This is a genomic window from Reyranella aquatilis, assembly GCF_020880995.1.
Classification (GTDB): domain Bacteria; phylum Pseudomonadota; class Alphaproteobacteria; order Reyranellales; family Reyranellaceae; genus Reyranella; species Reyranella aquatilis.
Map to the genome: position 1 here is coordinate 123,519 of NZ_JAJISD010000013.1, position 23,086 is coordinate 146,604.

Sequence of the window (23,086 nt, forward strand, 5' to 3'; positions counted from 1 at the left end):
TCGCGATGGATCGACGGAGCGAGCTTCTGCGGCCGAGGCAGGCCGTTATCCTGGCGGGCGGGCGCGGCACGCGTCTGGGCGCGATCACCGAATCGATCCCCAAGCCGATGGTCCCGTTTCACGGCCGCCCCTTCCTCGAGTACCTGATCGAATTCCTGAGGGACCAGGGGATGAAGAAGTTCCTGCTGCTGCTCGGCTATCTGCCCGAGACGGTGCGGGAGTACTTCGGCGATGGCCGCCGGCTCGGGGTCGAGATCGAGTACTCGGTCACGCCGGTCGAGGACGATACCGGCACCCGCCTGCGCAAGGCGATCCCGAAAATCGAGCCGACCTTCCTCCTCGCCTATTGCGACAACTATTGCCCGGTCGACGTCGAGGCGATGTGGCGGCGTTTCTCGCGCGGCGACGCGGAGGCGATGGTCACCGTCTATGCCAACGACGACGGCTACACACGCGACAATGTCGTGACCGACGATGACGGCTTCCTGTCGGTCTACGACAAGACCAGAACGGCTCCAGGCCTCAAGGGAGTCGATATCGGCTTTCTGATGGGCCGCCGTTCGATCCTCGACGGGTTGCCGGAGGAGGATTGCTCGTTCGAGAAGACGGTCTATCCCCAGTTGATCGCGCGCCACGCGCTCCTGGCGAACGTAACGCGTCATCGCTACTACAGTGTCGGCACGCAAGCGCGTCTGCCCGAAACAGCATCGTTCCTCGAGCGCCGCCCGACCCTCCTGCTCGACCGCGACGGCGTTCTGAACCGCCGCATGCCGCGGGCCGAGTATGTCTGCGACTGGAGCGACTGGGTCTGGTTGCCGGACGTGCTCGAGGCGCTGCGCAGGTTGAAAGAGGCCAACTGGCGAACCGCCGTCATCACCAACCAGCCCGGCATCGCGCGCGGCCATCTCACCCTCGAGAAACTGCACGAAATCCACGACCGCATGCGGGCCGAAGCGCGCGCCGCCGGGGGCGACATCGGCCCGATCTATTTTTGCCCGCACAACTGGGACGACGGCTGCGATTGCCGCAAGCCGCGGCCGGGCATGCTCTTCCAGGCACAGCGGGAAATGACCCTGGATCTCACCCGGACGGCCTTCGTGGGCGACGACGAGCGCGACGGCGAAGCCGCCGCCGCCGCCGGTTGTCCCTTCCATTTCGTCACCGAGCAGAGGCCTCTCGCCGCCGTGGTCGATACCCTGTTGCTCAAGGGCGGCTGAAGCCGGGAACCTTGTCGCGGGCGTCGCGGCCTAATACAAGGCGCCCCGAGCTTTCCCGTCCCGCACGAGCGCCCAGATGACGTCGACTCCGCCGTTCTACTCCTTCGTCATCCCGACCCGGGACCGGCACGACGTGCTCGGTTCGGCGATCCAGACGATTCTCGCTCAGACCCGCGACAACTTCGAACTGGTCGTCATGGACAACCACAGCACGCCCGAAACGCGCCAGGTCGTCGATGCCTTCGCCAGCCCTCGCATCCGCTACGTCCGCGCGCCCGAGCGCCTGTCGATGCTCGACAACTGGGAGTTCGCGCTCGACCACGTCAAGGGCGACTACGTCCACTATCTGGGCGACGACGACGGCATGTTCCCGGACTCGGTCGAGGTCGCGACCCATCTTCATCGCGAATTCCCCGGTCTTCCGTTGGGCTGGCAGTCGGTGCACTACTTTTGGCCGGACTTCATAGTTCCGAGCCATCGTGGTCTCGGCCAGATGCGCGTCGGCCGCGTCGTGGAGGTCCGTGACAGCAGGTGGGCACTTACAGAGGCCTACTCGGGAAGACTTCACCAGGCCGAGCTGCCCACACTCGTTTTTTCGTTCGTTCCAAGAGCCACGATCGAGCAGGCGCGGAAGAAGTACGGCCGCTACTTCTGGTTCCGTGCGCCCGACGTGAGCTCGGCAATCGTGAACGCGATCAACAGCGACGCCTATCTCTATTCCTACCGGCCGCTCGGCATCAATGGAGCCTCGCGGCACAGCAACGGCGCGTCGCACATGTACGCTCACATCAACGACAAGGCGTTCAAGAAGTGGCTGGCGGAAGCCAAGATAGCTTCTGCAGAAGAGCCTCTCGATGGTCGCCTCACCGGAGGCTTCATCACCGAAGTGGCAATCGTCGACGAACTGTTCTGGCTGCAGAACAAGTTCAAGTCCGAGATCGGCGACATCCCGGTCGATATGCGCGACTTCCTGAAGTGGATCGTACAGGCGGCGCCCCGCTACTTCGCCCGCTTCGACGAGGTCGTGGCCGCCGTCGAGACCATGGCCAAGCGCAACGGGGTCGACATGCGCGAAATCCAGATCCCTGCCAAGGTCCCGCCGCCCGAGAAGCAGGACTTCACCTTCGGCACGGACCACCGCACCGGCACCGTCAGCTACAGCTACTATACCAACACCGACCACGTGCGGACGGTCGCCGACTTTGCCGAGGAAGCCAGCCGGCACTGCGTGCCCGTCGGTCAACTCATCATTCAGGACCGGCGCTCTGAAGCCACGACCACGCGCGCGCCCACCCTTGGGGCGCGCCTGCGGTCTTTGCTGGGCCGCTGAGGCTCTAGCCGCCGAGCTTCAGTTCGGCAGCCCGTTCCTTCGGCACCAGGACGATGTTGGACGACAGCGGCACCCCTTCGACCGCGCGTTCCGGCCGGCCGCCGACCGGGGAGAAGGACAGGACCTGATAGTTCAGGTCGGTCTTCAGCGTGTTCAGCAGGGTTTCCGCGCTCTGGCCCTGCGCATGCAGCGCGCGGTCGTTCAGTTCCATCAACAGGACCGGACGGTGCGTCGAAAGGACCGTGCGCGCGCCGGCCACGACTCCGGCCTCCGCGCCCTCCACGTCGATCTTGACCATGTCCACCTTCGAGAGGCCATGACGGCTGACAACGGCGTCGAGCGTCTCCAGCGGCACGCGCTCGGAACTCGCACGCACCACGTCGTCATGGGCGAAGTCGCCCAGCGTGTTGTGACCGGCGTGGACACCGTGGGCGAGGTGGAGATCGACAAATCCCGCCTCGGCTCCCAGCGCCGCGGCGACCACCTGCACGTTCTCGAGGCCGTTGCGACCGAGATTGCGTTGCAGATGCGCGCGCTCGCGCGAACTGGGCTCGACGGCGATCACCCTGCCGGTCGGGCCGACGCGGCGGGCCGCGAAAAGCGTATAGTAGCCGTCGTTCGCGCCGACATCGACGAACGACATGCCGGGCTTCAGCATGCGGTCGACAAAGGCGAATTCGTTGGGCTCGAAAGAGCCGCACACGTAGAGACAGAGGCTGTTGTCGTTGCCGAGCGTGACATCGACGGTCGTGCCGCCGTGCCAGCGCACGGTCAGCGGGACGGCGAGTTCCTTCTCGCGCGCCGCCTCCCACAAGGCGCCCCTGCGGCAGGCGAGCCAGCGACGCTGGTCGTAGTACTCCTCGGCGAACCGCCAGCCGGGGCGCGGTTCCAGCCTCGACAGACGCGGGGCCAGGATTCCCGCGTAGGCAGCCCCGATAGACGGCGCCCGCACGATCAGCCATCGACCCATATTGTCGAGATGATAGCCCACGCCGGAGCAAACCCGTTCCCAGGCGCTTGCGACGCTGATTGAACGGCGGGCCGTCCGCATGGCTGAACTATTTGCCCCCAACTTTGCCGAGGTTCGGCTAACGTACCCACCGCCGAGCGTCAAGCGTGCCTGTGTGTTGCCACTTTCTGTCCGTAGTGGCGTGCGTTGCAGCATCCCTGCTACGGAATATAATAATGCCCCTCTCAAGCTCCGTTGGTGAAATGTCCGCGCCCCTCCTCCGCGCCTCCCTCCTCCTCGCCGTGATGACGCTGCCCATCGCAGCCTCTGCCCAGCAGCGGCCTGCCGCCCAGGGTGCTTCCGTCCAGACGGCGCCGAGCCAGGGTCTGCGCGTCGTTGCGCGCGTCAACGACGATGCGATCACCGACTTCGACCTGTCGCAGCGGGTCTTGTTCGCCATCCGGACTTCTGGCTTGCAGGACAGTCCCGACCTTCGCCAGCGCATGTCCGGGCAGATGCTCCGCCAGATGATCGACGAGCGTCTGCAGATCCAGGACGCCAGGAAGCTGGGCATGCGGCCCACCGACTCCGAGGTCAACAGCCGCTACGCCGAGATCGAGCGGGCCGCGGGACTGGGACAGGGACAGTTCAAGCTCTATCTCCAGAGCGTGGGTGTGGCACCCGACATCGCCAAGCAGCAGATCGAGGCCCAGATCGCCTGGGGCAAGATCATTCGCCGCAAGGTCCGGTCCCAGGTCGACGTGTCCGAAGCCGAAGTCGACGACGCGATGAGCCGCATGCGCACGAACGTCGGCAAGACGGAGACCCGCGTGGCCGAGATTTTCGTCCCGGTCGACCGCGCCGACGGTGTCGACGAGGGCAAGCGCAGTGCCGACCGCATCATGGAGCAGCTCCGCCGCGGCGCGCCGTTCGGCGCGGTGGCGCAACAGTTCTCGCAGGGCGCCTCCGCCGCATCCGGCGGCGATCTGGGCTGGGTCCTGCCCGGTGCCCTCGATCCCTCCCTGGATGCGGTGCTTGAGCGCGTACAGCCGCGCACCTATTCCGAGCCGGTGCGGTCGGGCTCAGGCTGGCACATCCTCTACGTCGTCGATCGCCGGCCGTTCGCCGCTGCCCGTCCGGATGACGTGAAGCTCAACCTTGTCCAGATGACGCTGGCGCTGCCGCCGAACGCTTCGCCGGAGGAAACCAACCGCGCGACGGCAGACGCCCAGAAGGCCATGAGCGGCGTGCGCCAGTGCAACGATCTTCACGTGCAATCCCGCCAGATCAAGGGCAGCACGTCGGGCGATCTGAACGGCGTGCGCGTTGGCGACCTGCAGGCAAATCCGCAGATGTACGAGCAGCTGCCGCGCCTCCCGATCGGCGGCACGGCGGGTCCGTTCCGCGTCGCCGAGGGCCTCCAGGTCGTCGCCCTCTGCAGCAAGGCCGGCGGAGACGGTCTGCCGACGCGCGACGCCATCCAGCAGCAGATTCTTGTCCAGAAGCTGGACTCCGCCGGACGCCGCTACATGCGCGACCTGCGCCGTCAGGCAACGATCGACATCAAGTCGTGATGTCGGCGCAATGAGCACGACCGCGCCGCTCGCCGTGACAATGGGCGAGCCGGCCGGTGTCGGAGGCGAACTTAGCCTCAAGGCCTGGCAGGCGCGGCATTCGGGCGCCCGCCCTTTCTTCATCCTCGACGATCCGGATCGCCTCGCCGCGCTCGCGAGGCAGCTCGGGGTCGATGTACCCGTGCGGAGCATCGGCCGGCCAGAGGAAGCCGCCGCAGCGTTCCCCAGCGCGCTTCCGGTCCTGCCCGTCCCCCTCGCCGCGGCCGTGACGCCCGGCCGCCCAGACGTGGCGAACGCGCCCGCCACGATCGAAGCGATCGAGCGCGCGGTGCAGTTTGCCAAGGCCGGCACCATCGCCGGCATCGTCACCAACCCGATCCAGAAGAAGACGCTGCAGGATGCGGGTTTTAGGCATCCCGGCCACACCGAGTTCCTCGCCGAACTCGCGGGTGGCGTCGAGGTCGCCATGATGCTGGCCTGCCCGCAGCTTCGCGTCATCCCGGTAACCATCCACCTGTCGCTGGCCGATGCGGTGAAGTCACTCGACGGCGAGCAGATCGTGCGCGCGGGCCGGATCGCCGCGCGGGGATTGCGCGACCTGTTCGGCATAGAACATCCCCGGCTGGCGGTGGCGGCGCTCAACCCGCACGCAGGCGAACAGGGCGCGATGGGCGACGAGGAGCGCCTCATCATCGTTCCGGCCATCGAGGCGCTGCAGCGGGAAGGCATCGCCGCACGGGGGCCTGCCCCGGCCGATACGATGTTCCATGCGGCAGCGCGGCCCGCCTACGACGTCGCACTCTGCATGTATCACGACCAGGCACTGATCCCGATCAAGACCATCGACTTCGCCGGCGGCGTCAACGTGACGCTCGGGCTGCCCTTCGTGCGGACCTCGCCCGATCATGGCACGGCGCTCGACATCGCCGGCACCGGCCGCGCCGACCCGGCCAGCCTGCTGGCGGCGATCGACATGGCCGATGACATGGCACGGCGGCGCGGCCACTGAGATGGACGGCGTCGAGGCCCTGCCGCCCCTCCGCGAGACCATCGCCGCGCACGGGTTCGATGCCCGCAAGCGCTTCGGCCAGCACTTCCTGCTCGACCTCAATCTCACCCGCCGCATTGCGCGCGCGGCGGCGCCGCTGGACGATGGGACCGTGATCGAGGTCGGCCCGGGACCGGGCGGGCTGACGCGCGCCCTGCTGCTCGAAGGGGCGCGCCGGGTCGTTGCCATCGAACTGGACGGGCGGGCGTTCGGCCCGCTCCTCGAACTGCAGGCCGTGGCCAGCGGACGGCTGGAACTGGTGGAGGCCGACGCGCTGCGCCTCGAGCCGCGGGATCTCGGGCCCGCGCCGCGGCGGATCGTGGCCAACCTGCCCTACAACGTGTCGACGGCCCTGCTGGTGCAATGGCTGCACGCAGCAACCGACATCGCCGACATGGTGCTGATGTTCCAGAAGGAGGTGGTCGATCGCCTCGTGGCGGCCCCCCGCACCAAGGACTACGGGCGTCTTTCCGTACTGGCCCAGCATGTCTGCGAGGTCCGCCGCCTGTTCGACGTCGCGCCAACCGCCTTCGTGCCACCGCCCAAGGTTACCTCGGCGGTGGCGCGCCTGACGCCGCGGCCGGCGGCCGACCGCTTGGCAGATCTGAGGCCGCTGGAGCGTGTCACGGCCGCGGCCTTCGGCCAGCGCCGCAAGATGCTGCGAGGGTCCCTGGCGGGCGTTTTTTCCGATCCTGTCACTATTCTGGAGGGGCTCGGCCTCAAGCCCACGGCGCGCGCCGAGGAACTGACCGTCGAAGACTTCGTGAAACTGGCAGGCCTCCTTGACAGTGAGTGAGTACTCACTATTATTGAGCCCATGATCCGTTCGCTCGCCTTCAACCTCTATTTTTATCTGGGCACCCTGCTGGTGGCCGTGATCGGCATCCTGCTCGTTCCCATTCCCACACCGGTCCTGCTGCGCGGCCTGCTGTTCCACTGGGCTCGCGCCGTCGTCTGGGGCATGCGCTGGATCGGCGGCATGAGCATCGAATATCGGGGCCTGGAAAACCTGCCGACTCGGGGCCCGGTCCTGCTGGCCAACAAGCACCACAGCGAGAGCGACGGCATTCTGCTGGCTGCCCGCATCCGCGGTATCGCCTTCGTCGCGATGCAGGAACTCTTCCGTTACCCGCTGATCGGAACGATCCTCTATCGCCTGCAGATGATCCGCGTCGACACGTGCGGCGGCGGCCGCGAGCGCGAGAATCTCGCCCAGTTCGCCAAGCGCGCCTACGACAGCGGCCGGCACATCGCGATCTATCCCGAGGGAAACCTGATGGCCCCGGGCGAACGCGAGCGCTACCGCTCCGGCATCTACTACCTCTATCGGGACCTCGACCTGCCGGTGACGCCCGTCGCCACTTCGGTGGGTCTGCTGTGGAATCGGCGTGACTGGCGCAAGAAGCCGGGCCCCGCCGCGATCGAGTTCCTGCCCGCCATCCCGACAGGCCTCGACAAGCAGACCTTCATGCGCACGCTGGAAGATACGATCGAAACCGCCAGCGACCGCCTGATCGCGGAGTTCTCGGGTCGGCCCTACACGCCCAGCCAGCTGGTGCTACGCTCCCAGGGACAGACCGGCATCGGCATGCCGATCACCGCCCCTCGCGCAACGCCTTGACGAAGGCCGAGAGGCCGACCTGACGCTCGCGCTTCAGCCGCTCGGCCGTCAGGATGGACTTCAGCTCCATCAGGCTGGTGGCGATGTCGCGGTTGATGATCTGGTAGTCGTACTCGGCCCAGTGGCTCATCTCGTCGGCGGCCTTGGCCATCCGCTTCTGCACCACTTCCATCGAATCCTGGGCGCGGGTGATCAGCCGGCGCTCGAGGTCGCGGGTCGACGGCGGCAGGATGAACACCGTCACCAGGTCGCTGCCGGCCTTTTCCTTGAGTTGCTGGGTGCCCTGCCAGTCGATATCGAACAGCACGTCACGGCCGTCGATCAGCGCCGCTTCCACCGGTGCGGCGGGCGTGCCGTAGAAATGGTCGAATACGCGCGCGTGCTCCAGGAATTCGCCGCGCTCGATCATGCCGCGGAAGGTGGCGGTGTCGACGAAGTGATAGTCGACCCCGTCCTTCTCGCCGGAGCGGCGCGCGCGCGTGGTCGCCGAGACGCTGAGCTGGATCTGCTTGTCGTTGTCGAGGAGTTGCCGCGACAGGGTTGTCTTGCCCGCGCCCGACGGCGAGGACAGGACGAGCATCAGGCCGCGCCGCGTGATCGCGGCGGCATCCTCATTCGACATTCTGGACCTGCTCCCGCATGCGCTCGACGGCGCCCTTCAGATCGATGCCGATGCGCGTCAGCTCGATGTCGGCAGACTTCGAGCAGAGCGTGTTGGCCTCGCGATTGAATTCCTGGCAGAGGAAATCGAACTTCCGGCCCACCGGGTTGTCGGCGCGGGCGTCGGCCAGCAGGGCGCGGGCCTGCGCGATGTGGGCGTTCAGCCGGTCCAGTTCCTCGCGCACGTCGGCCTTGCCGACCAACAGCGCCACTTCCTGGGCGAAGCGCTCCTCGGAGAGGGCGGGCACGCGCCCCAGCAGTTCGGCGAGCTGCGCCTCGAAGCGGGCCCGAACCGTGCCGATCTGCGCCAGAGCCCGCTCGGTCGCGCGGCTGCACAGGGCCTCGATCTCCGCGACATGCCCGTCGATCACCGCGGCGAGTGCCTTGCCTTCCGCGGCCCGCGACACGACCAGCCCCTTGAGCGCCTCATCGAGGCTCGCCTGCAGCGCCTTGTCGAGGGTGGCCAGAGCCTCCTCGGTCTCCTGGCCCGCATCCTCCTCCTCGATGACGCCCCTGACGCGCAACAGGCCATCCGCCGACGGAGGCGCGGCACCGGTACTCTTGCGGACCTCCTCGACCAGGGTCGCAAGTTCAGCGAGCAGCGCTCGGTTTATGGCGAGCGGCTTGGTCTGGCGTTCGCTGGTGACGGTAAGCGTGAGCGAAACGTTGCCCCGCTTCATCCGTCCGCCGACCGCTGCGCGCGCGGGGTTCTCGAGGCGATCGAAGCCTGGCGGTACGCGGCAGCGGATTTCGAGGTTTCGCCCGTTGACGCTGCGCGCTTCCCATACCCAGTGCCGCCGGTCATCCGAACCCTGCGCCCGGGCGTATCCCGTCATGCTTGCAATCAAATTGCCCCCTGCCCCATTCTTGGGCACCATCACTCCTTAAGTGGATCGGCATTTCGATTCAATGGACTATTGAGGCGCGTGTCGATCATGGCTGAGCGGCGTTGGGCACGGCAGACAGGCCTCAAGGCCGTGGCATTGTTGGTTGGTCTGGCGGTGGCATTGATCGGCCTGGAAGCGCTGTCCACGGCCTGGCTGACGATCCGCGACGGCCGCTACACGCCGGCGAAGGAACTGTTCGCCAACACCCGCAACTCCTACATCCAAGACCTCACCATCGGCGGAAACTGCCGGTACGTCGACACGATGTACCCGCACCCGTACCTGGCGTTTGTCCACCATCACGACGATCCCTGCGGCGTACCGGGCGCCAACAATATCGGCCTGCTCGGCGACAATTTTCCGGTCGCCCGCAATCCCGAGCGCTATGTGATCCTGGTCTCCGGCGGCTCGGTCGCTTCCCAGCTCTCCCAGCTCTACGATCCCGCGCGGCGGAGCTTTCTCGAGGAGGAGCTCAACCGCAACTATGTCAGCCCGACCGGCAAGCCCTTCCAGGTGCTGAACGGCGCGCTGGGCGCCTGGAAGCAGCCGCAGCAGATGATCGTGTTCTCTATCTACGGCGACTTCGTCGACGCGGTCGTAACCCTCGACGGCTACAACGAGCAGTATCTGATGACGCCGGGCCTCGGGGTCCGCTTCGAAATGCCGGCCGCGAACTATCTCGGCGTGAACCCGATCATCGCCAAGGACGGGTTCGGCAACCTGGCGATCAGCTGGTTCATGGGCCGGATCGCCGGCTGGCTGAGCCAGGGCGTCACGGCGCACTCCCATGCCGCGTACCTGCTGGCCGTGGCCCTCGCCGGCAAGCCGCCCGACGACAATTCCGGCTTCGGCGCCAAGACCTACGCCACCATGATGGGGCTGCCGAAGGAGATCGCCTCCTCACCGTCGGCGTACCTCGATTGGCAGGTCGGCCAATACTCGAAATATATCCGGATGATGGACTTCTCGGCCCGCGAGTCGGGCATCAAATCGATGTTCTTCCTGCAGCCGGTCCCGGCCGTCGACAAGACGCTGACCGAGGAGGAAAGTCGCAACACCCCCGACCGCTCCTACGGTCCACGCTACGTCGAGATCGTGCGTCGCCTCCTCGCACTGCGCGAGCGCAACGTCGAGATCCACAGCATGCTCGACGTCTTCAAGGACGAGACGGGCACGATCTACGTCGACGACATCCATCCAAAGCGCGAGAACATGGACAGCCGGGGTTATTCCCTGATTGCAGCCCGCATGGCCCAGGAAATGGCCAGCGCCTGGGGCTGGCGCTCGAAATCCCAGCGATAGGCAGCCCCTGATGAAATCCTTCTCCAGCATCGTGATCACCGGCGCATCGAGCGGCATCGGCGAAGCCATGGCCCTCGACTATGCCGCGCCCGGCGTGGCATTGGCCCTCACCGGCCGCGACGCGGACCGGCTCGAAACCGTCACGGCCGCCTGTCGGGCGAAGGGCGCCACGATCGTCGCAGCCACGATCGACGTCACCGATCGCGAGCGCTTCCTGCCCTGGCTGGAGGCCTTCGACGACGCCCATCCGGTCGACCTGGTGATCGCCAATGCCGGCATCTCGATCGACAAGGACAATTCCTCGCTCGACGATTTCTCCATCATCCGCAAGACGCTCGACGTGAACATCAACGGCGTGCTGAACACCGTCGAACCGCTGCTGCCCCGGATGATCGCGCGCAAGCGCGGCCAGATCGGCATCGTCTCCTCGCTTGCGGGCTTCATCGGCCTGCCCTACTCCGCGTCCTACAATGCCAGCAAGGCCGCCGTGCGCGTGTGGGGCGAGAGCATCCGCTACGTGCTGAAGAAAGACGGCGTCGGCGTCAGCGTCATCTGCCCCGGCTTCGTCGTCAGCCGGATCACGGCCGAGGCGCCGTTCCCGATGCCGTTCCTGATGACCTCTGCCAAGGCCTCGGCGATCATCCGCCGCGGCCTCGCCCTCAACCGGCCGCGCATTGCTTTCCCGATCGGGACCAAGGCGGCGGTCTGGCTGGGCACGACCCTGCCGGGACGCTGGTCGGCGCGTCTGCTGGGCGCCGGCTAGCGCTTCTCGAGCTTGCGCAGTTCCTCGTAGACGCGGCCCGCCGCGATCTCGACGCCCTTGTCGGTCCAGTGCGCGTCGCTGCGGCGGTAGGCGCCGCGCACGCCCTGGAAATCCTTGCGCAGGTCGACGTAGCGGATCTGTGTCCGGGCCAGCGCCTCGAGCAGACGGTCCTGCCGGTAGTCGGCGATCACGTTGAAGGCGTAGAAGCGCGGCCACGGCTTCCAGTAGGCGACATAGTCGGGATCGACGCTGCCCGGCGGCACGATGAACAACACCAGCGGCACGCCGCGCTCGCGGGCGGCGCGATCCATCGCCGTCAGCCAGGACAGCGTGGCCTGGATGTCGCCGTCCTTCACCAGGCGTGCCGCCAGTTCCTTGGTCGTCGCCTCGAAATAGGGAGACTTCTCGACCTCGGATTTGGTCATGAGGTTCAGGAGCCAGCCCTGCAGCGACTCGTCGTCGACCTTGCCGGAAGCGTAGGCCTGCCAGAAGGCGTCGCCGTCGCGACCGAAGATGGCGGCGATCTGCGCCTCGGAAAGATCGGGGTAGTAGTAGCGCTTGACGTGGCGCACGAGGGCCGGCGTGCGCTCGGCCGGCGGCAGGCGGGCGATCTTCGCCAGCGTGTCGAACTCCTGCGGTACCGGCTTGTTCGTGGTCAGCATCTCCGACAGGCGCAGGCGATTGACCAGTACCCAATTGGCGTTGGGCATGACGTTGCCCAGGATCGATCCGCCCGGTGCCTCGCTGACGAGATCGGGCAGGAGGCCCTGCCCATACCCTTGCCCGTCATAGAGGAAGTCGTTGCCGGAGAAGAAGAACACCGCGAGCGCATCCGGCGACAGGGCGAAGGCCACGTCGCGCATCCGGTAGTAATAGCTGCGCGGCCCCGTGGCGGAGATGCCGAGGTTGATCATCTCCGCCTTCGGCTGGCCCGCCTCGATGAAGCGCCGCTCGACCTCGCCCGGCACGGTGAGGCGCGTGAGCTGGAATTCGAGATAGCTGTCGCCGATGAAGACCGCGCGGTAGCCGCCGCCGGCCGGCTTGGCGATACTGCGTTCCTTGTCGCGCATGCCCCATGAATTGTAGGGCTCGAAGATCCACGGCTTGTCCGCGAGGCCGGTGAAGTCGCTCGACTGGACGTTGACCGGCGGCGTCGAGCGCAGTGCCCGGGCCGGCCACGGCGGTGCCTCGAGCGAGGCCAACAGTTCCAGGCCCGCGAGCGTGATCCCGGTCAGGATCAGCCCGAATACGATCGCGTAGATCCGTTTGCGGCCGTTCTCAGTCATCGCCCGGCGTCATATAGGGCGAGTCCGCGACGGTCCAGCGGGCCGGCTTCTCCTGCCGGAAGATCTGCCGCAGATGAACCTCGTCAGGCCCGTCGGCAATGCGCAGCATGCGCGCGACCGCGTAGGCGCGATGGATCGGGGCGTCGTCGCTGCCGCCCATCGCTCCAAACAGCTGCATCGCCCGATCGGCGATACGCTGCGCCATCTCCGGGACCGCGACCTTCACCATCGAAACGTCGCGCCACACGGCCTGGTGGCCGTCGCTGTCCAGACGCTCGGCCGTGCGCAGCACCAGCAGGCGGGCCTGCTCGATCTCGATGCGGGAGCGCGCGATGGCCTGTTGTGTCGAATCGTAGTCGATCACGGCCCGCCCGAACGTCCGCCGTTCGGCGGCCCGCGCCATCATCAGCTCGACCAGCACCTCGCACGTGCCGATCGCGCGCATGCAGTGATGCAGCCGTGCCGGTCCCAGCCGCACCTGCGCGGCGGCGAAGCCTTCACCCTCCTCGCCCAGCAGGTTCTCGGCCGGCACGCGTACGTCTTCGAATGCGAGTTCGGCGATGGGGGCGATGCTGTCCTCCCAGCCGAGGAAGCGCAGCTCGCGCACGACCCGAAGGCCCGGCGACGGCATCGGCACGATCACGCAGGAATGCCGCCCGGTGCGCGGCGCCTCGGGGCGCGACACCCCCATCACGATCACGAAGGCGCAGGCGGGATGGGCGCCACCGGTGATGTACCATTTGCGGCCGTTGACCACCCAGTCGCCGCCGTCGCGCCGCAGGGTGGTGGCGATGTTGGTCGCGTCGGAGGACGCGACGTCGGGTTCGGTCATGCCGAAGGCCGATCGCGTGCGGCCTTCCAGCAATGGCTCGAGCCAGCGCTGCTTCTGCTCCGGGTTGGCCGCGTGCTGCAACATGATCATGTTGGGAACGTCGGGCGCCTGGGCATTGAAGACTTCCGGCGCCCACGGGAGACGGCCGGTGATCTCGGCGATGGGCGCGTAGGCCCGATTGCTCATGCGGTCCGGCAGGCCGAGGTTCCATAGGCCGGCGGCACGCGCTTTCTCCTTCAAGCCGGCCATGAAGGGCGGCGTCCCCCTGTGCGTCGACACATGCGCCGCCCATTCGCGATGGCGGGGGAGGATCTCGGTGTCGAAGAAGGCCTCGACGGCAGCCAGCAGGCCGATGCTCATTTCATCTGGTTGGTCAGAAGGGCTGCCACGCCACCCTGGTCCTTCCCGTACTTCAGCAGCGCCGAGCGTCCGCCGGCGGCATAGGCGGCGACCGCCCCCAGCAGGCGCTTGAGCTGATCCGGACTCGACCTGTCGAACTTGCAATAGGCGCCGCGCGTCAACTTCGCGATCTGGGGGAACAGCCGCGACGCCGTGCGGTCGTCACCTTCCTGGAATACGAAGACCGGCAGCCCGAGCAGGCCCAGCTGGCCCGCCTCGTGTCCAACCGCATCGACATCCTCCTCGCAGCAGTCACCCACGAAGACCACAGCGTCGAGCCGGCTCTCGCGCCGTTGATCTCCGGCATAGCGCAGCAGGCGCGCAATCTGCGTACGCCCGGCGGCGCAGCGCACGCCGCCCATCAGGCGTGCCAGCTCGCGCCCGTCCGACGTCCACTTGCTCACCTTGAATTCCTCGAAGCCGCGATAGAAGGCGAGCCGCACGTCGAGGCCACCCAGCGCATCGGCGGCCACGAACATCTCGTCCTGGATGGCGCACGCATGATCCCAAGTCGGCTCGCGGCTCGCCGTCGCGTCCATGGCGAACAGCAGGCGGCCACGTCCACCCGGGGCGCGATTGGCCGGCAGCCTTCCGACCTCGCGCACGAAGGCATCGATGGCGTTCGCACCTGCGGTAGACGGAACAATCGGTTTGTCGGCCACGTCCTTTGACCCTCTGCCAAGCGTTCAATATGGTGCAGCCGCGCATTCGCGCCAACACGAAGCATGACCGGAAACGCCCCCTCCTTCGCCACGCTGCTGCTGCGCGTCTTCCTGCCGTTCGCGCTCGCCTATTTCCTCTCCTACATCTTCCGGGGCGTGAATGCGGTCATCTTCCCGTATCTCGAACGGGATGTCGGCATCACCGCGGGCGACCTCGGCCTCCTCACCTCGGCCTTCTTCCTGTTCTTCGCAGGCTGCCAGCCGATCCTCGGGGTGATGCTCGATCGTTATGGGCCGCGCCGCGTACAGGCCGTCTTGCTCGCCCTGGCGGCGATCGGCTCGGCCCTCTTCGGGCTGAGCCTCTCGCTGGGCGAACTGATCGTGGCACGCGTGCTGATCGGGCTGGGCTTCGCCGGCGGTCTCATGGCCGCGATCAAGGCGATCACGCTGTGGTATCCGCCGGAACGCTGGGGCCTGATCACCGGATTCCACATGATGGCCGGCGGCCTCGGCTCCATGGCCGCAACCCTGCCGATCCAGTGGTCGCTCTCGATCATCAGCTGGCAGGGCCTGTTCTTCTGGCTGACCGGACTCTGCCTCGTGACCTCGGCCATCCTGTTCACGGTCGTGCCCGAGCGTGGTGTCCCCGCACCGCAGGGCACGTTGCGCGACCAGTTCCGCATCACCGGCATCGTGCTGACCAACGGCTTCTTCTGGCGCATCCAGCCGCTGCTCACCTTCCAGCAGATGGCCTTCATCGCTGCGATCACGCTATGGATCGGCCCGTGGCTGCGTGACGTCGGCGGCATCGCCAGCCACCAGGCCCGTGCCGATATCCAGCTCTGGACGACGGCCGTGATGACGGCGGGCTTTGCGTTGAGCGGCGTGCTGTCGGGCGCCTTCCGTCGGATCGGCGTCAGCGACTTCGCCTCGGCCAACCTGGTCAGCGTGCTGTTTGCGCTGGTCTGTGCCTGGCTCGCCTTCCTGCCGTCCTTCTATCCGGTTGCGGCCTGGCTGCTGTTCGGCTTCCTCGGCGCCTATCCCATCCAGTACATGCCGCTTCTGGCGCGCTCGTTCCCGCCGCAGTATGCCGGGCGGGTCAGCACCAGTTCGAACCTCGTGGTCTTCACGGTGATCTTCGCCGGGCAATGGGCGATCGGCAAAGTCGTCGACCTGTGGCCGCGCACCGCCACCGGCTATTCACCCGACGGCTACAGCTGGTCGTTCGGCCTGCTGTTCATTCTGCAGGTAGCGGGTCTGGCGTGGCTTCTTCTGTCGCGGGCGCGTCCGCTTCTGCAGGAGCGACCCCCGGCAGGTTGAGCGATGCCACCAGGTCGCGCACTTCCTGGCGCGCGGCGACATGGCTCAACGTCAGGGACGGTCCCTTACCGCCGCGCTTCAGGTCGAGCAGCGTGAGGCCTGTCAGGAACAGCTCCTTGTAGATGACGCGCTCGCTGAGGCCCGCGGCGACGCGGAAGCCGATGCGCCTCGCCAGCGCCTCGATCACCGTACCCATGTCGCGCTTGTTGCGCGCGGCCAGCGACGACAGGCGATTGCGCATCACGATCCAGTCCACGGGGCGGCCACCCTGGACAGCGCGGATCTGCCGCTGCTTCCAGACCGCCTCGGCATAGATCGACGGCCGCACGATCTTCAGCGTGTCGGGATCGACGCGCGCCAGCAGGTCGAGGTCGATGAAACTGTCGTTCAGCGGCGTCAGCAGCGTATCGGCCCAGGTGTGGGCCAGCCGGCTGAGATGGGTGTCGCTGCCCGGCGTGTCGACGATCACGAAATCCGCCGCCCCCACCGCCGGCTCCAGCGCCGCCGCCAGCCGCTCCCGCTCGTCGGCCTCGGCCTCGCGGCGGTCGTTCAGGGTCGAAATCATGACCGGCGTATGCAGCGGCATGGGCAGATCCATGCCCTTCTTCGCGGCATAGGCAGCGCGGTTCTCGACGTAGCGGCTGAGCGTGCCCTGCCGCGCATCGAGATCGAGTGTCGCCACGCGCGCGCCGTCGTTCATCAGCGACACGGCGATGTGCAGTGCCGTCGTCGACTTGCCCGAGCCACCCTTCTCGTTGCCGATCACCAGGACGTGGCCGCGGCCCTCGACCCGAGGCGCCTGTGTCTGGGCGATGCTCGGGTTGGGCGCCGGTTGGAATCCCTCGCTCACGACGCTTTGCGGATCCAGACGGCGGTGTCGTGGAACACCGCGCCGCCATTGGGCCAGCCGGGATCGGCGGAGGTCAGCGCATTGATGCCGATGCCGGTCTCGAAGTTGCGATTGGGCCAGATGCCTTCCACGACGACGACGCCCTTCTGCTGGCCGGCGCGCGGCTTGGCATTGACGATGGTCCTGCCGCGCTCGTTGCCTATCTCCAGCCGTTCGCCCTCGACGATCCCCATGGCCGTGCAATCGTCGGGATTCAGGAGCGCGGTCGGACGCACCTCGCGCTTCTGCGAACTCGGCGTCTCTGTGAAGGTCGAGTTGAGGAACGTGCGTGCCGGCGCCGCGACCAGCCGGAACGGCTTGTCTTCGGTGGCATTGTCGATCACGTCGAAATGGTCTGGCAGAACCGGCATTTCCTTGCCGCGGCCGCCATAGGCGGCCCAGTCGGGCTTGAAGCGGAACTTCTTGTCGGGCCAGGCGAAGCCGTCGAGGAAGTGCGACGTCTCGAAGCCCAGATGAAAGTCCTGGCCGCCCTTCTGCCAGTTGGTCTCGGCGTCCCACATCTTCGAGACCTTGAGCGTCTCGTCCATGATCTCCCAGACCGACATGTCGAAGCCGCGATGCTTTGCGCCCAGCCGCTTCGCCAGTTCGGAAATCACATAGTGGTTCTCGCGGCATTCCCCCGGAGCGTCGATCACAGCCTTCGCGACCTGAAAGAAGGTGTGGCCGCTGGCCGTATAGAAGTCGTCGTGTTCCAGGAACATGGTGGCCGGCAGCACGATGTCGGCAAAGGCCGCCGTCTCGGTCATGAACTGCTCGTGAACGCAGACGAACAGGTCCTCGCGCTTGAACCCCTTGTGGACCAGCTCGAGCTCCGGGCAGACCATCGCCGGATTGGTATTCTGGATCAGCATGCCGGTGACCGGCGGACCGTTCTTCAGCGCCGCGGGATCGTTGGTGAGGATCGGCCCCAGGCGCGACTGGTCGAGGTCGCGGATCGACGTGTCCACCATGTCGAGCCCATCGATCAGCGTCTTGTCGATCGGATACATGCCGGTATGGCCGTAGAGCGCGCCGCCGCCCTTGTACTGCCAGGCCCCCGTCACCGCCGGCAGGCAGGTGACGGCATGCATGTTGGCCGCGCCGTTGCGGCTGCGGCTGAAGCCGTGATGGCAGCGGATGAACGAGGCCTTGCTCTGCCCGTAGAGGCGCGCGAAGGACACGATCTCCTCGACGGAGAGCCCGGTGATCTCGGAGGCCCATTCGGGCGTACGGCTCGCGACGTGCGCGGCCAGCTCGTCCGGCGCGTCGGTGTATTTCCGCAGATAGTCCCAGTCGGCATAGCCCTCCTTGAAGAGGACATGCATCACACCGACCGCCAGCGCGCCGTCGGTGCCGGGACGCACGGCGAGATGGACATCGGCCTGGTCGGCGGTGCCGGTACGATACGGGTCGACCACGACCAGCTTGGCGCCGCGCTTCTTCGCCTTCATCGCGTGGGTCATGACGTTGACCTGGGTGTTCACCGGATTGCCGCCCCAGATCACGACCAGTTCCGAATGCTCGTCGACCTCGCGTACGTCGGCCCCGCGCTTGGCGCCGACGCCGGCGATCCAGCCGGTGTCGGAAAGCGTGACGCAGATGGTCGAGAACCAGCGGGAATACTTCATCGCATGGCGCAGGCGGTTGATGCCGTCCCGCTGCACCAGCCCCATCGTGCCGGCATAGTAATAGGGCCAGATCGTCTCGCTGCCGTGCTGGCGCGCCTTGGCGATGAACTGCTCGGCGACGATATCGAGCGCGTCGTTCCAAGAAATCTCGGCGAACTGCTTGGAGCCCTTCGGCCCGACCCGGCGCAGCGGCTTCATCAGGCGGTCGGGATGGTGGATGCGCTCGGCGTAGCGCGCCACCTTCTCGCAGATCACGCCAGCGGTGTAGTCGTTGCGCATCGAGCCGCGAACGCGACCGATCCGGGTGTTGCTCAGCCTTTCGACATCGAGCGCGCAGGTACTCGTGCAGTCGTGCGGACACACCGACGGGACGGTCGTCGTGCCGGACTCGTGCGGCCGGGCACGGCCGACCGGCGGATAGGCATGATCGTCGGGTGACATGTGGACGCTCCGCGTGAAGTGCCGCAGCATACAGTCCCGTCACCGGCCGTGAAAGCGGCCTCAGGGAGTGGAAAGCCAGCGTGATATCCGAGGAACAGGTCTCCGTGGGCGCCGTACGGCGCGCCGCTGCTGGCGACGCCGAGGGTATCGCAAGACTTTTCCCCAGCTTCCCGCCCCTCGCGTCGACGAGCGACACGCGCGCGATCTTCGTGATCGGTGAAGAGGCCGCCCCTCTCGGTGTCGTGCTGCTCGAGCAGAGACCTGACCATCTTTCGGTCGGGCCGCTGGAAGTTGCGTCCGGCGACGAACGGTTCGACGTGGCGCGCACGCTGATCGCCTTTGCCGAACTCACGGCACGGGCTATCGGCTTGCGCCAGGTTCGGCTCGTACCGGGCTCGCTTCCATCGGAACTCGCCTTGTCGCTGGGTTATGGCGACGGCACGAAGCGCATCCGCACAGGCAAGCTCGCGCGGATGATCGATCATCTCGAGGCCGTCGGGGTGCCGCCGTGGCGCGATGGCGCGGCGCCGTTCGACTTTACGCTTTACTATCGCGGCATCTGGGCGGCGATGGCACTTCTGGTCGGCTTCGGCAGCATCTCCATCGCCGTCTTCGGCCCCGGCCACGTCACGCTGCTGCACGTCCTGGGACCGGCCCTGCTCTGCGCGTCGGCCTCCCTTTTTGCCATCATGCAGGTGATCCTGATCGTCCTGGCGGCGCGGCGACGCGCCCGTCCGCTGGTAGCGCTCGGCACCTTCGTCGCGGCGGCCCTCTCCATCGCCGGCATCGGCGGGCTTTTCCTGGAGCGGGCGGTACCCTCGATCGGTGAGTTGTGGGCGATCTACACCGGTGACGAGGCGCTGGACACGCTCACAGTCTCGGTGAGCCCCGATGGCACGACCCTGAACGTGGAGGGTGCCTACGGTACGCGAAGCGCGGAGACGGTGCGCACCGCACTCGACAAGCACCCGTCCGTACGCCGGGTCGTGCTCGCCGGGCCGGGCGGGCGCATCGGTGCTGCCTTCGAGATCAACCGCATGATCCGCAACCGCAAGCTCGCCACCCGGGTCGATACCGGCTGCGCCTCGGCCTGCACCATTGCCTTCCTCGGCGGCATCGATCGGTCGATCTCTCCATCCGGCCGTCTCGGCTTCCACCAGGGAAGCTTTCCCGGCATGAGCGCCAACGACATGTACGAAAGCAATCGCGACGTGCGGCGCTTCCTGGTCGCGAGCGGCGTGACGCCGGAGTTCGCCCAGCGCGTGACCGACACGCCGCATGACGAGATCTGGACGCCGACGCCGCAGGAACTGCTGGCCGGGCGGGTCGTCCAGAGGGTGAACCGCTGACGATGTCTTTCGCGGACAGTCGCTTGATCGATGGCGTCGCGCTGTGGTGCGAAGCCCTTACATCGCGCGTATCCAATGGCCGGCCGGCGCTGTTCTGCGACCGTGACGGCGTCATCGTCGAGGAAGTGGGCTACCTCGCGAAACCCGAGGACGTCCGGCTCATCCCCGCCGCCGTCTCCCTGATCCGCGCGGCGAACGAGCGGGAGGTACGCGTCGTCGTCGTCACCAACCAGAGCGGGATCGGACGCGGTTACTTTGGCTGGGCCGATTTCAGTGCCGTTCAGGACAGGATCATCATGGAACTGGCTCGTCTGAGCGCCGGAATCGATCTGGTCATCGCCAGCGGGCATCACGAGGATGGCGGTGGCCCCTTGGCGTCGGAGGCGCACAAGTGGCGCAAGCCCGGTCCCGGCATGATCCTGCTCGCCCGGGAACGCCTGAACATGAACCTAGGGGGATCGTTGATCGTCGGCGACAAGTTGAGCGATCTCGAAGCCGGCCATGCGGCGGGCATCGGCAACGGCCTCCTCGTGAGGACCGGTCATGGCGAAGAGGCCGTAAGGAAGCTTGCCGGTGCCTCCTTCGACCGGATGAAGCTTGGTGTGGCCGCGGACGCGTCCGGCGCACTCGCGTGGCTGGAATCGATCCCCTAGACGGGCCGCCCGGCCTCCACGCGCTCACAGATGTAGTGATACAGACACGCATGAGCCTGCTGGACCAGCGGCGTGTGCCGGCTGGGCACGTCGATGAGAATGTCGGCATGCCGGGCGAGTTCGCCGCCTCCCTGCCCCGTGAGCGCGATCGTGGTCATGTTCATGGATCTTGCTGCTTTGAAGGCTTCGACCACGTTCTTCGAATTGCCCGAGGTGCTGAGACCCAGCAGCGTCCCGCCCACCGCGCCGTAGGCCTCGACCTGGCGAGCGAAGACGCTCTCGTAGGCGTAATCGTTGGCCCAGGCGGTCAGCACGGCGGAATCGGCCGACAGGCAAATGCAATTAAGCCCGCGCCGTTCCTTCAGGAAGCGTCCCACCAGTTCTCCCGCGATGTGAGAGGCGTCGCTGGCCGAGCCGCCGTTTCCGCAGACCAGAAGCGGCTTGCCCGCGTCGAAGGTCCGGCCGATCTCGACTATGGCGCGTTCGACGTTCTGGATCGGCGCATGGTCGATACAGTCTTGCAGCACGCCAATGGACGCCTGAAGGTATCCAGCGATACTCATGGAATGCCCGGCCTTTCGTTGAAGCATCCCGTCCGCTCTAGCACATAAATGCAGGTCCAATCGGCATGATCCCGCGCGGTCTCTCCTACGACGATGCCATGAAGCAATTCCGCTGGCCCACGCCCCCGCGGTTCAATATCGGCCGCGCCGTCTGCGAGCGTCATGCGCCCGACTCGCTCGCCATGATCGTCGAAAATGCAGACGGGTCGGTTCGGAATTGGACCTTCGGACAGCTTCTGGCCGCCAGTTCGCGCCTCGCCAACGCGCTGGGCGCACGGGGCGTCAACAGGGGTGACCGGGTCGGGGTGTTCCTGAGCCAGGGCGCCGAGCTCACGATCTGCCATCTCGCCGGCTATCGCATGGGGGCAGTCGTACTGCCGCTCTTCACCCTGTTCGGCGAGGAGGCGATCGAATACCGGCTGTCGAATGCCGAAGCCTCGGCCATCATCACGGACATGAGCCAGCTTCCGAAGCTGCTGGCCGTGCGGGACCGCCTGCCGCATCTCAGGACGGTGATCGTGATCGGTGCCGGTGCGCATGGCAGCGCCTTCCTCGACTGGGACCGCCTGCTGGCCGCCGCCTCCGACAGCTTCGCCACGGTCGACACCGCTGCCGAGGATCCGGCCCTGTTGATCTACACGTCCGGCACGACAGGCCAGCCCAAGGGTGCGCTGCATGCCCATCGGATGATGCTGGGATGCATCCCGGCCGTGGAACAGTGGCTCGGCCACTGGCCGCGCGGCAACGAGGTGATGTGGACGCCGGCCGAATGGGCCTGGATCGCCGGGCTCTACGATGCCCTGTTCCCCGCCTGGTACTATGGAACTCCTGTTCTGGCGCATCGCTTTGCCAAGTTCGATCCGGAGCGCGCCTTCGCCATGCTGGCCAAGCACCGCGTCGGCGTGAGCTTCATCCCGCCGACCGCGCTCAAGATGATGCGCCAGGTACACAAGCCGCAGGATCGCTGGAGCTACGACATCCGCGCGATCAGCACGGGCGGTGAGGCCATGGGCGAGGAGCTGCTGAGCTGGGGGCGCGAGACGTTCGGCACGACCATCTCGGAAGGCTACGGCCAAACCGAGATGAACCTGATGCTGCTGAACTCGCCCGACTGGTTCGAGGTCCGTCCCGGCTCCTGCGGCAGGGCCTGCCCCGGGCGCAGGATCGCGATCGTCGACGAGCACGGCAACGTCCTGCCACCGGGCGAGGAAGGCCAGATCGCCGGCTGGCGGCACGATCCGATCGTCATGCTGGAATACTGGCGCAATCCCGAGGCCACCGCGCGCAAGTATGCCGGCGACTGGCTGCTGACCGGCGATATCGGCACGATCGATCCGGATGGCTACGTCTTCTTCAAGAGCCGCGACGACGACGTCATCACCTCGGGCGGCTACCGCATCGGCCCGGGCGAGATCGAGGAATGCCTGATGAAGCATCCCGCCGTGGCGATGGTCGGCGTCGTCGGCGTGCCCGACCGGCTGCGCACCGAGATCGTGAAGGCCTTCGTGCAGCTGCGCCCCGAGATCGCCCCGACCGAAGCCCTCAAGGCGGACCTCGCGGGCTTCGTGAAGACGCGTCTCGCCGCACACGAGTACCCGCGCGAGGTCGAGTTCGTCACCGAACTGCCGCTCACCACGACGGGCAAGATCCTGCGCCGCGAGCTGCGCCGTCTCCATGCCGACTCTGCGACCGCCCGGTAGTCAGCGGACCGCA

Annotated in this window: 21 protein-coding genes; 12 read left to right on the forward strand and 9 right to left on the reverse strand. The window is 66.8% G+C overall.

From position 1 onward, the window contains the following. The first annotated feature begins 5 nt into the window (after positions 1–5). Positions 6–1,217 (forward strand): HAD-IIIA family hydrolase, encoded by a 1,212-nt coding sequence (locus LJ725_RS24830; RefSeq protein ID WP_230553643.1) that lies wholly within the window; start codon positions 6–8, stop codon positions 1,215–1,217. 76 nt (positions 1,218–1,293) lie between these two features. Continuing rightward, positions 1,294–2,547, forward strand: a complete 1,254-nt coding sequence (locus tag LJ725_RS24835; protein WP_230553644.1) for a glycosyltransferase family 2 protein — start codon at positions 1,294–1,296, stop codon at positions 2,545–2,547. A gap of 4 nt (positions 2,548–2,551) precedes the next feature. Here the strand turns inward: LJ725_RS24835 and LJ725_RS24840 are convergent, their stop codons facing one another. Then, positions 2,552–3,538: an FkbM family methyltransferase gene (locus LJ725_RS24840; protein ID WP_230553645.1), complete on the reverse strand. Its 987-nt coding sequence runs from the start codon at positions 3,536–3,538 to the stop codon at positions 2,552–2,554. A gap of 221 nt (positions 3,539–3,759) precedes the next feature. Between LJ725_RS24840 and LJ725_RS24845 the strand changes: the two genes are divergently transcribed. Genes LJ725_RS24845 through LJ725_RS24860 form a run of 4 tightly spaced genes read left to right on the forward strand, consistent with a single transcriptional unit; the run spans position 3,760 to position 7,739 of the window. Beyond that, on the forward strand, positions 3,760–5,070 hold the full coding sequence (locus tag LJ725_RS24845; protein WP_230553646.1) for a peptidylprolyl isomerase: 1,311 nt from the start codon (positions 3,760–3,762) through the stop codon (positions 5,068–5,070). A 10-nt stretch (positions 5,071–5,080) separates the two neighbouring features. Next, on the forward strand, positions 5,081–6,079 hold the full coding sequence (gene pdxA / locus LJ725_RS24850) for a 4-hydroxythreonine-4-phosphate dehydrogenase PdxA (protein ID WP_230553647.1): 999 nt from the start codon (positions 5,081–5,083) through the stop codon (positions 6,077–6,079). A 1-nt stretch (position 6,080) separates the two neighbouring features. After that, positions 6,081–6,914 (forward strand): 16S rRNA (adenine(1518)-N(6)/adenine(1519)-N(6))-dimethyltransferase RsmA, encoded by an 834-nt coding sequence (gene rsmA / locus LJ725_RS24855; protein WP_230553699.1) that lies wholly within the window; start codon positions 6,081–6,083, stop codon positions 6,912–6,914. Between the two features lie 21 nt (positions 6,915–6,935). After that, positions 6,936–7,739, forward strand: coding sequence for a lysophospholipid acyltransferase family protein (locus LJ725_RS24860; RefSeq protein WP_230553648.1), 804 nt, complete (start codon positions 6,936–6,938; stop codon positions 7,737–7,739). On the opposite strand, the gene gmk is transcribed toward LJ725_RS24860, so the two are convergent. Both gmk and LJ725_RS24870 read right to left on the reverse strand, forming a co-directional pair. Beyond that, positions 7,714–8,361, reverse strand: a complete 648-nt coding sequence (gene gmk, locus LJ725_RS24865) for a guanylate kinase (protein WP_230553649.1) — start codon at positions 8,359–8,361, stop codon at positions 7,714–7,716. The genes LJ725_RS24860 and gmk overlap by 26 nt on opposite strands. After that, positions 8,351–9,235 (reverse strand): YicC/YloC family endoribonuclease, encoded by an 885-nt coding sequence (locus LJ725_RS24870; RefSeq protein WP_230553650.1) that lies wholly within the window; start codon positions 9,233–9,235, stop codon positions 8,351–8,353. The genes gmk and LJ725_RS24870 overlap by 11 nt, the downstream gene beginning before the upstream one ends. 99 nt (positions 9,236–9,334) lie before the next feature. Here LJ725_RS24870 and LJ725_RS24875 point away from each other — a divergent pair, with 99 nt between their 5' ends. After that, positions 9,335–10,588 (forward strand): hypothetical protein, encoded by a 1,254-nt coding sequence (locus LJ725_RS24875; RefSeq protein ID WP_230553651.1) that lies wholly within the window; start codon positions 9,335–9,337, stop codon positions 10,586–10,588. Positions 10,589–10,598: 10 nt separating this feature from the next. Further along, entirely contained in the window at positions 10,599–11,351 is a 753-nt protein-coding gene (locus LJ725_RS24880; protein WP_230553652.1) for an SDR family NAD(P)-dependent oxidoreductase, read from the forward strand. On the opposite strand, the gene LJ725_RS24885 is transcribed toward LJ725_RS24880, so the two are convergent. From LJ725_RS24885 to LJ725_RS24895, 3 genes are read right to left on the reverse strand one after another with little or no spacing between them, the layout of a single operon-like run. Then, positions 11,348–12,637, reverse strand: a complete 1,290-nt coding sequence (locus tag LJ725_RS24885; protein ID WP_230553653.1) for an alginate O-acetyltransferase AlgX-related protein — start codon at positions 12,635–12,637, stop codon at positions 11,348–11,350. The two genes, LJ725_RS24880 and LJ725_RS24885, sit on opposite strands and share 4 nt — an antisense overlap. Then, positions 12,630–13,829 (reverse strand): acyl-CoA dehydrogenase family protein, encoded by a 1,200-nt coding sequence (locus tag LJ725_RS24890; RefSeq protein ID WP_230553654.1) that lies wholly within the window; start codon positions 13,827–13,829, stop codon positions 12,630–12,632. Before LJ725_RS24890 ends, LJ725_RS24885 begins: the two co-directional genes overlap by 8 nt. Beyond that, on the reverse strand, positions 13,826–14,530 hold the full coding sequence (locus LJ725_RS24895) for a VWA domain-containing protein (RefSeq protein WP_230553655.1): 705 nt from the start codon (positions 14,528–14,530) through the stop codon (positions 13,826–13,828). The genes LJ725_RS24890 and LJ725_RS24895 overlap by 4 nt, the downstream gene beginning before the upstream one ends. Positions 14,531–14,593: 63 nt before the next feature. Between LJ725_RS24895 and LJ725_RS24900 the strand changes: the two genes are divergently transcribed. Then, complete coding sequence (locus tag LJ725_RS24900; RefSeq protein ID WP_230553656.1) at positions 14,594–15,850, forward strand: MFS transporter; 1,257 nt, start codon at positions 14,594–14,596, stop codon at positions 15,848–15,850. Here LJ725_RS24900 and LJ725_RS24905 read toward each other — a convergent pair. Together LJ725_RS24905 and LJ725_RS24910 are read right to left on the reverse strand one after the other, a co-directional pair. Further along, positions 15,768–16,700 (reverse strand): division plane positioning ATPase MipZ, encoded by a 933-nt coding sequence (locus LJ725_RS24905; protein WP_230553657.1) that lies wholly within the window; start codon positions 16,698–16,700, stop codon positions 15,768–15,770. The two genes, LJ725_RS24900 and LJ725_RS24905, sit on opposite strands and share 83 nt — an antisense overlap. Then, the gene (locus LJ725_RS24910) at positions 16,697–18,808 is read right to left on the reverse strand and encodes a molybdopterin-containing oxidoreductase family protein (protein WP_230553658.1); all 2,112 of its coding nucleotides are present in this window, start codon (positions 18,806–18,808) and stop codon (positions 16,697–16,699) included. The genes LJ725_RS24905 and LJ725_RS24910 overlap by 4 nt, the downstream gene beginning before the upstream one ends. An 80-nt stretch (positions 18,809–18,888) precedes the next feature. Between LJ725_RS24910 and LJ725_RS24915 the strand changes: the two genes are divergently transcribed. Then, positions 18,889–20,157, forward strand: coding sequence for a COG3904 family protein (locus LJ725_RS24915; RefSeq protein WP_230553659.1), 1,269 nt, complete (start codon positions 18,889–18,891; stop codon positions 20,155–20,157). 23 nt (positions 20,158–20,180) lie between these two features. Further along, the gene (locus tag LJ725_RS24920; RefSeq protein ID WP_230553660.1) at positions 20,181–20,810 is read left to right on the forward strand and encodes a D-glycero-alpha-D-manno-heptose-1,7-bisphosphate 7-phosphatase; all 630 of its coding nucleotides are present in this window, start codon (positions 20,181–20,183) and stop codon (positions 20,808–20,810) included. Here LJ725_RS24920 and LJ725_RS24925 read toward each other — a convergent pair. Beyond that, on the reverse strand, positions 20,807–21,373 hold the full coding sequence (locus LJ725_RS24925) for a D-sedoheptulose-7-phosphate isomerase (protein ID WP_230553661.1): 567 nt from the start codon (positions 21,371–21,373) through the stop codon (positions 20,807–20,809). The genes LJ725_RS24920 and LJ725_RS24925 overlap by 4 nt on opposite strands. Positions 21,374–21,438: 65 nt before the next feature. Here LJ725_RS24925 and LJ725_RS24930 point away from each other — a divergent pair, with 65 nt between their 5' ends. Beyond that, positions 21,439–23,073, forward strand: coding sequence for an AMP-binding protein (locus tag LJ725_RS24930; protein WP_230553662.1), 1,635 nt, complete (start codon positions 21,439–21,441; stop codon positions 23,071–23,073). The last annotated feature ends 13 nt before the right edge of the window (positions 23,074–23,086 follow it).

Excerpts from the sequence above, each read along its gene's own strand:
- LJ725_RS24830 (WP_230553643.1), top strand. The coding sequence starts at position 6 with ATGGATCGACGGAGCGAGCTTCTGCGGCCGAGGCAGGCCGTTATCCTG.
- LJ725_RS24835 (WP_230553644.1), top strand. The coding sequence starts at position 1,294 with ATGACGTCGACTCCGCCGTTCTACTCCTTCGTCATCCCGACCCGGGAC.
- LJ725_RS24845 (WP_230553646.1), top strand. The coding sequence starts at position 3,760 with ATGTCCGCGCCCCTCCTCCGCGCCTCCCTCCTCCTCGCCGTGATGACG.
- pdxA (WP_230553647.1), top strand. The coding sequence starts at position 5,081 with ATGAGCACGACCGCGCCGCTCGCCGTGACAATGGGCGAGCCGGCCGGT.
- rsmA (WP_230553699.1), top strand. The coding sequence starts at position 6,081 with ATGGACGGCGTCGAGGCCCTGCCGCCCCTCCGCGAGACCATCGCCGCG.
- LJ725_RS24860 (WP_230553648.1), top strand. The coding sequence starts at position 6,936 with ATGATCCGTTCGCTCGCCTTCAACCTCTATTTTTATCTGGGCACCCTG.
- gmk (WP_230553649.1), bottom strand. The coding sequence starts at position 8,361 with ATGTCGAATGAGGATGCCGCCGCGATCACGCGGCGCGGCCTGATGCTC.
- LJ725_RS24870 (WP_230553650.1), bottom strand. The coding sequence starts at position 9,235 with ATGACGGGATACGCCCGGGCGCAGGGTTCGGATGACCGGCGGCACTGG.
- LJ725_RS24875 (WP_230553651.1), top strand. The coding sequence starts at position 9,335 with ATGGCTGAGCGGCGTTGGGCACGGCAGACAGGCCTCAAGGCCGTGGCA.
- LJ725_RS24880 (WP_230553652.1), top strand. The coding sequence starts at position 10,599 with ATGAAATCCTTCTCCAGCATCGTGATCACCGGCGCATCGAGCGGCATC.
- LJ725_RS24885 (WP_230553653.1), bottom strand. The coding sequence starts at position 12,637 with ATGACTGAGAACGGCCGCAAACGGATCTACGCGATCGTATTCGGGCTG.
- LJ725_RS24890 (WP_230553654.1), bottom strand. The coding sequence starts at position 13,829 with ATGAGCATCGGCCTGCTGGCTGCCGTCGAGGCCTTCTTCGACACCGAG.
- LJ725_RS24900 (WP_230553656.1), top strand. The coding sequence starts at position 14,594 with ATGACCGGAAACGCCCCCTCCTTCGCCACGCTGCTGCTGCGCGTCTTC.
- LJ725_RS24910 (WP_230553658.1), bottom strand. The coding sequence starts at position 18,808 with ATGTCACCCGACGATCATGCCTATCCGCCGGTCGGCCGTGCCCGGCCG.
- LJ725_RS24925 (WP_230553661.1), bottom strand. The coding sequence starts at position 21,373 with ATGAGTATCGCTGGATACCTTCAGGCGTCCATTGGCGTGCTGCAAGAC.
- LJ725_RS24930 (WP_230553662.1), top strand. The coding sequence starts at position 21,439 with ATGATCCCGCGCGGTCTCTCCTACGACGATGCCATGAAGCAATTCCGC.